This is a genomic window from Niastella caeni (assembly GCF_004834005.1).
Lineage (GTDB): Bacteria > Bacteroidota > Bacteroidia > Chitinophagales > Chitinophagaceae > Niastella > Niastella caeni.
On record NZ_STFF01000004.1, the window covers coordinates 223,367 to 235,536 of the forward strand.

Sequence of the window (12,170 nt, forward strand, 5' to 3'; positions counted from 1 at the left end):
AACTACCTTAACAGGATCACTGTTCCTTTTCTTACCATTGTTTTTCCTTTGTAATCGACGGCCTGTGCAACATAAACAAACGTCTCTGTGCCTACAGGCTTTCCGCCTATTGTTCCGTCCCACCCTTCATTATAATTGGTAGTGCGGAAGACCATTTGCCCCCAACGGTTATATACGGCAAAGTAACCAAACGATTTAATACCGATAGGCTTTACTCTCAACCGGTCGTTATGGCCATCGTTGTTTGGTGTGAAGGCGTTTGGAACGTATAGCTCAGGTCCTGCAAACCGCTTGATAAAGATCTGTGATTGCTTTTTGCATCCTTTATCAGTAACCGTGTATAACTGGTATTGCTGGTCGCGGTCGAGCGTCGCTACAGGTTTTTCAATGTCAGAATAGTTCAAACCTATTGACGGTGTCCAGGTGTATTGCATATTGGGTTCTCCCCTGGCATCCAACTGAACAGGTTCACCCATGGCAGCTATGGTATCTTTTCCTGCAAAGGATTTATTATCGAAAATGGTAAACGGTCTGTAGATCGTGTCTTTGCAACCTTTATCACTTAATGTATACAGGGTAAACGATCTGTTTCCTTCATAATTGAAGTACCTTGTAAAGCGGGAAGTCCATTCTTTATGGCCATCCTCAAATTTCCAGTTGAATTTTACCACATTATTCAACACGTCGGTGGCCGTATAGGTTACCGGTACATACACACAGGAATCGCTGATGTCAAGATCTATTATTGGCTTTGGGAAGATCTCGAAACTACGCTCCAGTGGAATGCTTTTGCATCCGTTACTGGTTTCCGCTATCAGTTGCGCCTTGTGTATACCCGCACTGAAATGGGTATAATGGTTTTGCGTATTGGTGGTGATGGAATTGTCGAATGTCCAGTGCCATTTTGTGATCATTTCCCTGTTTACATCGGCTGCAGGCATTGTAGATTGATCTGTGAAACGGATGACTTCATTATTGCACAACAGATCGCCAATGCCAAAGGCAGTAAGAGGGCGATGCCGGATATTTAATATGGCAGTGTTTGTGTCTGACCGGCAACCTTCCGTTGTGGTCACCACAAGCTTTACAGGATAGGGGCCCGGCTGTGCAGTAGCAGATGGAGCCACCTTAGTTTGCACAATATTCCCATTTATATTCCACCACCACTGGTTAATGCTGGCAATACCCGATGGAACATAAGATTGGTCTGTTAACGTTACCAGGGTTTGATTTTCACACAGGGGTGAAGGGTATGCAAATGCTGCTACCGGTTTCGGCACCACTACAACCAGTTGCGTTTTTTCTGCCGGACAGGTATTGGCATTCATTGCTTTCAGCTTCACATTAAAATAACCGGCTGTGGTATAGCTGTATTTAGAAAAAGTGTCGGTGGATGAATACGTTTGCCCGTCGCCGAATTCCCATTTGTAAGTGGCATTATCCAGGTTGGTGGAGTTGCTTGAAAAAACAAAGCTGTTGCCGTTCTGGCACTGTCGTATATTATTGATAGTGAATGAAGGAATAGGCGTTGAAATAATATTTGCTACAACTTCCCTTCTGAACCCTTCACAACCAAACAGGGCTTTCTGCGAAACATAGTATTTGGATGAAGGGCCGGCGGTGTTCGTTGGTGGCCTTGGCGTGGTAGAAGTTCCAACCCCACCTGTTTCTGATGTATACCATAGCAAGGTATGCCCCGGTAATGCACTTGCGTCTATAGGCGCAGGGTATTGATACTGGCAAAAATATTGAGGCTTCACATCCGGAGTATCCGGCAAAGGCATTGGTTTAACAAATGCCTGTAACGTATCGCGACAACCGAAACCTGGATAAGGTTCCACATCAACATAGAAAACACCTGTGGTCACCGGGGCCGGGATCATCGTCATAGATTGGCCGGTGCCTACTATGGTAGAAAAATCAGAATTGTACCAGGTATAATTTTTAAAGCCAAAGGGCGCATCGAGAATAAGCGAATTTGTCTCTATACAATACGGCGCTGTGGCCAGAATGTTAGAGCAGGCACTCGCTACATCCATATAAGCATATCCAAAGTGGCCACCCAGGGTGCAATCGCCCGTGCGGAACTCCAGGCGAACTTCATGACCACCCAGGCCGGCAAATTGAAGGGATGTAGGCGTCCAGGCTTTAAACAATACACCAGAGTTTGTAGGAGATTGCTGGAAACCGGGAAGTGATGCGGTGGAGACATAATCGAAAGAGGCACAGTTGATCAATTCTCCTGTTCCTACATCATAAGCGGTTACAAAGAAACGTGGTTGTTCCTTCATAGCATGTTGAGGATCTTCAAATACTACCGCATAAAAATAAGTGAAAGTAAAAGTATCGATAGTGGTTGGTACCGTAAAAGTATAGGAGATGGCTTCTGCCTGGGCGTCTATTGCATTATTTCCCAGCTTAACTGAATAGTTACCGCCGTAAGGACAAAGCTTTGGAAATCCGCCATATGGATCTAATCCGGGATTGGAAGAAGCAGAGATGATCTCATGCCTGGTAGGTTCAGGCGATGAGGGATTGAGGATCATTATGTTTTTTCCTGCTAACGTATCTACCCTTCCGGTAAAGCATTGCCAATTAGTGAAATCGCCGGCTTCAAAATCTAAGTTGGGCGGACAGGTTGACTGGTTATACGCTTGCGTAAGAAAACATAAAATAAATAATAAGCAGGTTCCTACGGATCTGAACATTATCAAGGGGGTTAAGGGTTTTGGCAGTCCCAAAATACTCAAGTTTACGCAAAAATCTAAATAGTTTATATATAAGTTTATAAGCGTGCAGTTTTGAGAATAGACGTGCAGTTTTGAGCGATAAACGTGTAAGTGGAACCGGTTTTTGAGCTTGCTTGACTCAGGTCAGGCAGCTCTCATGAAGCCTTGGAAGAATCTATTTCTTCCTTATACAGCAAGTGAATATTGGGGTTATAGAGTTCCAGGATGTTAGATGGGGTTGCAAGGTCCTTAAACTGAAACTGGCGGTATAAACCATGGGCATCGCTTGTATTAAGCATCATCCTTCTTAATCGCTTGCTCCAGGGTTGCATCATAATGTTGGATAACATTTTCCTGGCAATTCCTTTTCCCTGAAATGCAGGTAACACAAAAATATCAGCGAACCATCCGAAAGTATAATAATCGGTTATAACTCGTCCAAACCCTACCTGCTGGCCATTTACAAAGGCGCCGATACAAAAAGAATGAGTCAGCGAATGGTCTACCATTGCATAAGGAATGCCCCTGGCCCAATAAGAATCTTCACTTAAATAGCGATGGATCGTTTTAACATCCATATTCTCTTTACCTGTTTTAATAATTACTTCTGACATGTTTTTTCAATATTTATAATTTGTGATGCAAAACTAGGTAAGCGTCTTCAATGGGCACAGTCACAGTTTGTGTTATTTTTATGGACACAGTTATCTTTGCTATATGAAGAATGATTTTCTTTACATGGAGATCTCAAACAACATTGCCAAACTGATCAGGAGTGAAGTGTTGAAAGCTGGGGAGGAGGCCTTGGCGAAAATGATCTGGTAACTACTGCGGGCGGAATGAACGCTTTGTCTTTTTGTATGATGGCTTTGGGAAAGCCCGGTGATACCATTGCAATGGAAAGTCCATGCTACCCTGGAAGCTTACAACTGGCCAGAAGTTTAGGATTCAAAGTACTTGAGTTACCTACCCATCCAACCACAGGTGTTGAAATATAACACTTTGCATACTAACGGTAATAAAAGCGACGGCAAATTAAGAGTAAAGGCGCTATTATGAAAATAGCCCAACCCAGCTCGATATGAAAAGCAAAATTATTAAGCCATTTACTGGCGGCTATATAAACAACCGGAATAGCAATAACGGCTGCAATGACTATCCCAATCATGATAACAAAAAAGCGCCCCCCGGTTAAACCAGAGGGACGCTTTTTTTTGTTTATTCCACTACCCCACCCGACTGCATTACTGCAATTCGGGCTAAGTGCTTTTACACTAAATCAAACCTGTCAAGGTTCATCACTTTATTCCAGGCGGCTACAAAGTCTTTCACGAACTTTTCCTTTGCATCTGCGCTTCCGTACACTTCTGCAATAGCTCGCAGTTCTGAGTTAGAGCCAAATACGAGGTCTGCACGGCTGCCTGTCCATTTGGGTTGGCCGGTAGCGCGGTCGCTGCCTAAATACAGTTCTTTGTCTTCAGAAACAGCTTTCCAGGCTGTGTTCATGTCGAGCAGGTTTACAAAGAAATCGTTGGTAAGCACACCGGGACGTGCAGTGAAAACACCATTTTTAGAACCATCGAAGTTGGTGTTCAGCACGCGCATGCCACCCACCAATACCGTTAACTCTGGCGCTGTAAGCGTAAGCAAATGTGCTTTATCTATCAGCAACGCTTCGGTAGATGCTGGGAGTTTTGATTTGCGGTAGTTGCGGAAACCATCTGCAAGAGGTTCCAGGTAGCCAACTGATTCTACATCGGTTTGTTCCTGTGAGGCATCCATACGGCCAGGCGTAAACGGAACGGTGATCGCCTGTCCTGCGTCTTTCGCTGCTTTTTCAACACCTGCACAACCAGCCAGTACAATTAAGTCTGCCAGCGATACTTTTTTACCGCCTTTCTGGGCGCCATTAAATTCTTTTTGTATGCCCTCCAGTTTATTCAATACTTTCTGCAACTGCGCCGGGTTGTTTACGGCCCAGTCTTTTTGCGGAGCCAGCCTAATACGCGCGCCGTTTGCTCCCCCACGTTTGTCGGATCCCCGGAAGGTAGAAGCCGAAGCCCATGCAGTGGAAACCAGTTCAGCTACGCTTAATCCGGATGCCAGTGCTTTTGCTTTTAATGCTGCAATATCATTGTCATCTATCAATGTATGGTTAACTGCGGGAATAGGGTCCTGCCAAAGCAGTTCTTCTGCCGGCACATCGGGGCCCAGGTAACGGGCACGTGGTCCCATATCGCGGTGCGTTAATTTAAACCATGCCCGCGCAAAGGCATCTGCAAATGCATCGGGGTTTTCCAAAAAGCGGCGGGATATTTTTTCGTAAGCGGGATCGAATCGTAAAGAGAGATCGGTGGTAAGCATGGTGGGCACCAGCTTTTTTGAACCATCATGCGCATGTGGGATTATCGCGTCTGCATTTTTAGCTACCCATTGGTGTGCGCCACCCGGACTTTTTGACAATTCCCATTCAAAGCCAAACAGGTTTTCAAAGAAGTTATTGCTCCATTGAGTAGGCGTTTTCGTCCAGGTAACTTCAAGTCCACTGGTGATCGTATCGGCGCCTTTACCAGAACCAAAACTGTTGGCCCAGCCCAGGCCTTGCAATTCTATACCGGCAGCTTCAGGTTCTTTGCCTACATTGGGGCCGGCAGGTGCAGCGCCATGGGTTTTACCAAAACTGTGCCCCCCGGCTATCAACGCAACTGTTTCTTCATCGTTCATTGCCATGCGCCCAAACGTATCGCGAATGTCTTTAGCGGCAGCTATGGGGTCTGGATTACCGTCAGGACCTTCGGGGTTTACGTAGATCAAACCCATCTGCACGGCAGCCAGCGGGTTTTCCAGGTTGCGGGCGTGGATCTTCCCATCGGCATTGTCGTCTGACGAAACAACGCCATGTTCCTTTGGCACGCCTGGTGAACCATTGGCGTAACGAATGTCGCCGCCTAACCAGGTGGTTTCTGAACCCCAATACACATCTTCGTCCGGTTCCCATACGTCGGGGCGCCCACCGGCAAAGCCAAATGTTTTAAAACCCATTGATTCCAGCGCTACGTTCCCGGTAAGGATCATCAGGTCGGCCCAGGAGATCTTGTTGCCGTATTTTTGTTTGACAGGCCAAAGCAGTCTGCGGGCTTTGTCGAGGCTCACATTATCGGGCCAGCTATTCAATGGGGCAAAACGTTGCTGTCCGGCGCCACCGCCGCCACGGCCATCATGCACCCGGTAGGTGCCGGCACTATGCCATGCCATGCGAATGAACAAAGGGCCATAATGCCCGAAGTCTGCCGGCCACCAGTCCTGCGAGTCGGTCATGAGTGCATGCAGGTCTTTTTTCACAGCTTCCAGGTCGAGGCTTTTAAATGCTTCGGTATAGTTAAACTCCCCGCCCATCGGGTTTGATTTCTCCCCATGCTGACGCAGGATACTTATCTTTAACTGGTTAGGCCACCAGTCACGGTTCCTGGTTCCGCCACCGCCAACACTTTGCTTTAAACTGCCATTATGAAAAGGGCACTTACTAATGTCTTTTGATTCTTTTTCCATTGTTATAAGTTATGGTGAATGAACTAATTATTGCGCCTGGTTTTTTCAGGGTCATAAAATTATGACATTGAGGTGATCAGCATAATCGATTAATTCTATATTTCGATAGTTAAAACCTATAAGTTGTTTTTTTTTGCCGAAGGTTGATAGTCGAAACAGGTTTTTAAATACATGCTTATGTTCAACATTATGTTGTTTTGGGAACGTTTGCATAAATAAAGGCATCATTAATTATTGCTATTAGATGAATATGGTACTAACCTTGTTATACAAGTGCATCAATAAACATCTTATGAAATCAAAATTCGTACCCTGGGCTATAAGCACAGCCATGTGCCTTACCGGTTTATCTGCAAATAGTCAATGTGCGGTTGTTGGCTGGGCCAGTGAGAACGGCGGCGTAACCGGAGGCGGAACAGCAACGCCTGTCATTGTAACTAATTACACCGATCTTAAAGCCGCCATTACTTCAACGTCAGTTAAAGTGGTGCACGTTTCAGGAACTATTACTATTCCTTCTGGCGGCCGTATCAGTTTCCAGGATCAGTCAGACAAAACTATTTTTGGTTTGCCAGGGGCTAAATTGGTATCAACTGACCTTACAACAAGCAATTCGGGCATCATCTACGTTAAGCGATGTACAAATGTCGTTTTCAGGAACCTCACGCTGGAAGGGCCCGGCGCCTACGACACAGATGGTTGGGATAACATGACCCTGGACAATTGTGCAAACGTGTGGGTAGATCATTGTGAATTTCAGGATGGACTCGATGGCAACTTCGATATTAAAAATATGTCGGATTACATTAGCGTAACCTGGTGCAAGTTCATTTACAACAAAGCGCCTATACCCGATGGGCCTGGTGGTTCTGATGATCACCGCTTTTCTGACCTGTTTGGCTCCGGTGATGGCGCTACTACTGACAGGGGGCACCTGCGCGTTACCCTGCAAAATTGCTGGTGGGCACAGGGCTGTGTGGCACGTATGCCGAGGGTCCGATTTGGAAAAGTGCATGTGGCAAACAACCTGTTTAACAGCACCGTGGCGGCACAATGCGTTATGGCGGGTTTTGAAGCTGATCTGCTGGTTGAAAGTAACGTGTTTGAAAATGTTAAGAAGCCCATCGATAAGATGGATAATACATATACTGCCATTACTGCGCGGGATAATGTTTTTACCAATACTACAGGCAATACAACCGGCAGTGGTACCGCATTTACGCCTCCGTATACACTAACCATAACACCGGTTGCAAATGTAAAAGCTGCGGTTATGGCCGGCGCCGGCGCCACATTAACAGAGGATTGCCTTGGTGTATTGGATATAACGGGTACGCGTGATGGATCTACCCGGCTGGGAGACGAGCCTGCTGCCAATCGCATATCCATTTATCCCAATCCTGCTAAAGGCAAGGCCATAATAGCGGTTACATTGAAAAAGAATGAACAGGCTGTTATTAGGGTTTATGATGCAAATGGTCGCCTGGTAGATAACTTACCTGTTGTTACAGCTTTTACAGCAGGCACGCAAAAAGTTCCTTACAGCCTGGCCGGAAAGGCGCCGGGCATTTATAACGTGTTTGTAACTACCGGCAAAGGCGTACAATCAACTTACAAACTTGTTGTACAATAGAAATATGCGGATTATTCAAGCCCTCAAAACAGGCTACATGACAAAAGCCCCGATGCAAGTCGGGGTTTTACTTTTTATTAACCTTTAAATTTAAATAATAAACATAGGCTTTGCCTTCATTCACTATTACATCGCAGTGCCCGCCGATAGCCCCATCGTCTTTATCGATGCCCGGTTCTTCCAGGATCCGAGTGTCAGTCCCATTTAACCACTTTTTCACATGCTGGTATTCTAAATATATTTATTGGCAGATTTTGTCTTTAATAAAAAATAATTACCCGTCTCATTGATTTTTGTATATTGCATTAATCATTTGTTTATTGACGTTATACTATAAACGTTTAATTTGGGAGCCCACCCCAAATTTGGATTGTTCGAATCAGACAATCAAACATCCTCACTGTTAAAAGACAATTACTTTCAGCCTGCAGCCTGCACCCGTTGGGTGTGCGCTGACGTTGCATGGCATATTGCTAAAGGAATACCGCGTTGGCAGTAACGGTATCCTGCTGATGTGGCATGCCCGTACGATGCCTATTGTTAACCTTAAAAAATCAAACATGAAGTGACTCCTTTAATTACCTGTTAGCATTTTATTTCCGAAAAACTATTGATCGAACATTTTTACACCAAACACTAAACTTTATTTTTTGTATGAAAAAAGTGAATCAAACGCTTCTCCAATGCATGCTTGCCATGATGATTACTTCTTCCGGATACAGTCAGCTTGCACAAACCGAACTAACTTTACAACCCGGCGCCTGTCACGGTAAAGATTCCCGTGTTCAAACTATAAACGGTTCGCCCGCTGTTGCCAATACCAACTATGGTAACTATGATCAGTTGGTTTCTGCTGCCTGGACATTTTCCGGTGCGGTTGGTTATGTAAGGTCGCTGGTTAATTTTACCGATCTGCAATTGATCCCGCAGGGAACGGTTGTTTCTTATGCTTACCTTTCATTATATGGCGTTCCTACTTCTGCGGCTATTTCGCTGGGAAGTTATGGCGCCAATGCCTGCTATGTGCAACGGATAACTTCTGCCTGGGACGAAAGCACGGTTACCTGGAATAACCAACCTTCCACTACCACCACCAACCAGGTTACCTTGCCCGGTTCCAATGGTGTGCAATGGAACTATAATGTTATTGATTTGAACGTTACTGCAATGGTGCAGGACCTTATTAATTTGCCGCCCGCCGATCGTAATGGCTTTTTCATCAGGTTGCAAACAGAAAGCTATTACAGGTCTATGTTGTTTGCCAGCAGCGATTATGCCGATGCTACCAAACACCCCAAATTGCGCATTGGCCTTACTTTCTGTTCATCCCTCGCGGCAAAAAAGTCTGCCAATGAAACCAGTGAAATTGTCAGTGATGTTCCTGGTCAGTCGGGTAAGTTTCAAAATGGAATTGCTGCCCTGGTAAAAACCAATTTACAGGCAGGTAATGTGAAGGTAGATTATGAATTAAGTAAAGAAGGAAAGACTGTTTTGCAAATTGTTTCTATAGACGGCGCCGTTTTAAAAACAATGAATGCCGACGGAACAAAGGGAAAGCACACAACAACTATTACGCTCGATAGTGAGGTGCTGAAAAACAGGATGGCGGTTTTGGTAGTACGTCAGGGTAACAGCGTTTCATCTCATCCATTTGTTATTGCACAATAAGCAGTGGTAATTACCCTTAACCGTGTCATGGTTCGAAACCGTGGCGCGGTTAATTTTCAGGAACAGGAGTGAAAAATCGCCTTGCTCCTTCTCTCCCATTCTCTACCAATGCAGTGATCGTTTTCTTTGGCAGCTTTCGTACCCTGCCGGAGAGATTCAAATTGTTAATAGCAATTGTTCTTCGCAAACAATCCGGATGCGTAACCTCCGGGTTGGCCTTATCGATCAGTGTGTGGTACAGCGCTTTTAAATAATCACTCATGGTATAAATGGAAAACGGGTAAATGCCCGGCTGCTGTGCATTGTATTGAATTTGTTCGGGCATTTCCATCAGCAGTCCCAACGTTTCGGGGTTCTCGAACCGGGTTGTTGTAACTGCGCTATGATCATTTACATACCTGACCGAATCAAATAAAAATATCGGGTAATTGCTCAGTACGCCGCCATCTACCATAACATGCAGTAATTGCCTGTCGTTCGGTTTTTCATATACTTTGCCGTTATCATCCATCAATACGGCCCGGTAGTACAGCGGAATGGATAACGAAATGCGGACCGCATCACAAATACGCATCTGCGGATACGTCTCATGCGAAAAAACACGAAGCATCTGATAGGTAAGGTCGGTACCTGTTATATACAGGTCTTTATAACCCTTTTCGGCACTTTGTGCATGCAGTTCGGCAAATGTGATCTGGCCGTTACCGGTTTTGGCGGCAATCAGGTCTTCCATCCATTTAGCGATCTTTTCTCCTTTATACCACCCGAATTGTTTGCGCACCCGGCTGATGCCACCGACCACCGCCCAGCCGCCATCATTAAATTGTTTTAAAGGGATGTGCGAGGTTAGCTCAATAATTTCACCCGAAGTATAACCCACCGCCAGCAGGGCTCCCTGTATAGCGCCAACAGAAGTGCCGGCCACCCGCTGAATGCCTTTCAAAATGCCCATGCTGTCAAGCACCTGTAAGGCGCCTGCATAAGCAAATCCCTTCACCCCTGCTCCTTCCATTACCAGGTTGCGATATCGTATGGTTTGAGAATAGCTGATACCAAAACCAATGATCAACACAGTTAGCAGGAGAATTTTCTTCATCAGGCTGAATGTTTGAAGTACAAGATAGTTGAATCAATGGGCAATATGTAATGCGAAATACGATATAACAAGGTGTTAAGATTTCAATCGTGCGCTTTATCTCTCCAGTATTCCTTCGTTACCTTCTCTACCATTTCCTGCGTAATTGGTTTTTCCAGGCAATCCATAACCGAGGAATACGCGCGTGCCCGCTCTTTATCTTCTGCCTGCACCACACTGCTTAGCATAATGATCTTTGCGTTTTTCCATTTGTTTGTCGATTCCAGGGAATCCAGAAATTCGAACCCGTCCATCTGCGGCATTCTGATGTCCAGGAAAATGATATCAGGGCAGCCGGTTTGTTGTATCAGGTCCAGGGCCATCCGGCCATCTTCGGCCACCATTATTTCTTTAGCGGCATGAATCTTTTGAAGAAGTATCCTGGAAAGAAAATTTGTAGCCTCATCATCATCGACGAGTAAAATTTTGTTGACTGGATGCATAGCCTTTCGGGAATTAATGCTGCGCAATATGGATTTCTCTTGTTGTTGTAACGGTTCAAAGATAAGCATTGTCAGTCAACTCAATATGCTATAAAATTATTATTCACTTTGTCATGTTATTGCTTTTTTGACGCGGTAAAAAATCCGGCTATTGCTTCCGCCTCTTTAATATTAATGTTTACACCGGTCATATACCGTGAAATTATATTGTTAAGCCTGCATCCTGCTTTCCGTTCATCAAAACAGCTATTTAATTTTCACAAGAATACTTTAATGATCGGCGGGGAAAGCTGCAATTTTCAATAAACAAATCAAACGGCCATTTACTATCTTAGCTTCAAACCCTGCTATGGCTAATTCTATTGCGCAAAAATTGAAGATCAAAGATGGTTTCACCCTGCGCACCATCAACGCGCCGGATGATTTTAAAAAGCACCTCGCTCCCCTGCCGGCTGAAGTAACTATTTCTTCCAGTGCGAAAAACTTCCAGCAAATTCACTGGTTCATTCTCAATAAAGCGCAACTGGATAAAGAACTGCCCAAAGTAATGCCGCTGGTTAAAGGAGAGGTGCTGTGCTGGTGCTACTATCCCAAGGGCACCTCAAAAATTCAGACCGACCTTACCCGCGATAAAGGCTGGGACAATCTTCTTAAGAACGATCAGTTTCATTGGATCAGTCTCATCTCTTTCAACGATACCTGGTCTGCGTTTGCATTCCGCTTTAAAACTGCGGCCGATGAAAAGAAGGCGGCTCAACCCAAGGAAAGACCGGTCCTCGATTATATAGACCCCAAACAAAAGATCGTTCGCCTGCCAGATGACCTGGCAGTAGTATTGTCAAAGAATAAAAAGGCCACCGCCTTCTTTGAGTCGCTTTCGTTTAGCAATAAGAAGGAATATGTGGAATGGATTGTTACTGCCAAACGCCCCGAAACCCGCCAGGAACGCATCACTGGTACCGTGGAGAGGTTATTGAAGGGTTGGAAGAACCCGAGGAATCTCTAAAAGATTT

At 45.1% G+C, this 12,170-nt stretch carries 9 protein-coding genes; 3 read left to right on the forward strand and 6 right to left on the reverse strand.

The annotated features are described in order from the left end of the window. Nucleotides 1–2: 2 nt before the first annotated feature. From FAM09_RS15845 to katG, 3 genes are all read right to left on the reverse strand, one after another. The gene (locus FAM09_RS15845) at nt 3–2,708 is read right to left on the reverse strand and encodes a PKD domain-containing protein (protein WP_136578109.1); all 2,706 of its coding nucleotides are present in this window, start codon (nt 2,706–2,708) and stop codon (nt 3–5) included. Between the two features lie 176 nt (nt 2,709–2,884). Further along, entirely contained in the window at nt 2,885–3,343 is a 459-nt protein-coding gene (locus FAM09_RS15850; protein WP_136578110.1) for a GNAT family N-acetyltransferase, read from the reverse strand. Between the two features lie 655 nt (nt 3,344–3,998). Beyond that, complete coding sequence (katG, locus tag FAM09_RS15860; RefSeq protein ID WP_136578111.1) at nt 3,999–6,278, reverse strand: catalase/peroxidase HPI; 2,280 nt, start codon at nt 6,276–6,278, stop codon at nt 3,999–4,001. A 292-nt stretch (nt 6,279–6,570) separates the two neighbouring features. On the opposite strand from katG, the gene FAM09_RS15865 reads away from it, so the two are divergent. After that, entirely contained in the window at nt 6,571–7,911 is a 1,341-nt protein-coding gene (locus FAM09_RS15865) for a T9SS type A sorting domain-containing protein (protein WP_208025579.1), read from the forward strand. 67 nt (nt 7,912–7,978) lie between these two features. Here the strand turns inward: FAM09_RS15865 and FAM09_RS31080 are convergent, their stop codons facing one another. Further along, entirely contained in the window at nt 7,979–8,131 is a 153-nt protein-coding gene (locus FAM09_RS31080) for a hypothetical protein (protein WP_208025580.1), read from the reverse strand. 434 nt (nt 8,132–8,565) lie between these two features. Here FAM09_RS31080 and FAM09_RS15875 point away from each other — a divergent pair, with 434 nt between their 5' ends. Further along, entirely contained in the window at nt 8,566–9,579 is a 1,014-nt protein-coding gene (locus FAM09_RS15875) for a DNRLRE domain-containing protein (protein ID WP_136578112.1), read from the forward strand. A gap of 49 nt (nt 9,580–9,628) precedes the next feature. On the opposite strand, the gene FAM09_RS15880 is transcribed toward FAM09_RS15875, so the two are convergent. Both FAM09_RS15880 and FAM09_RS15885 read right to left on the reverse strand, forming a co-directional pair. Continuing rightward, nucleotides 9,629–10,675, reverse strand: a complete 1,047-nt coding sequence (locus tag FAM09_RS15880) for a patatin-like phospholipase family protein (protein ID WP_136578113.1) — start codon at nt 10,673–10,675, stop codon at nt 9,629–9,631. 83 nt (nt 10,676–10,758) lie between these two features. Continuing rightward, a complete protein-coding gene (locus FAM09_RS15885) occupies nt 10,759–11,157 on the reverse strand; it encodes a response regulator (protein WP_136578114.1) in 399 nt (132 codons plus the stop codon). Nucleotides 11,158–11,506: 349 nt separating this feature from the next. Between FAM09_RS15885 and FAM09_RS15890 the strand changes: the two genes are divergently transcribed. Next, nucleotides 11,507–12,163, forward strand: a complete 657-nt coding sequence (locus tag FAM09_RS15890) for a YdeI/OmpD-associated family protein (RefSeq protein ID WP_136578115.1) — start codon at nt 11,507–11,509, stop codon at nt 12,161–12,163. The last annotated feature ends 7 nt before the right edge of the window (nt 12,164–12,170 follow it).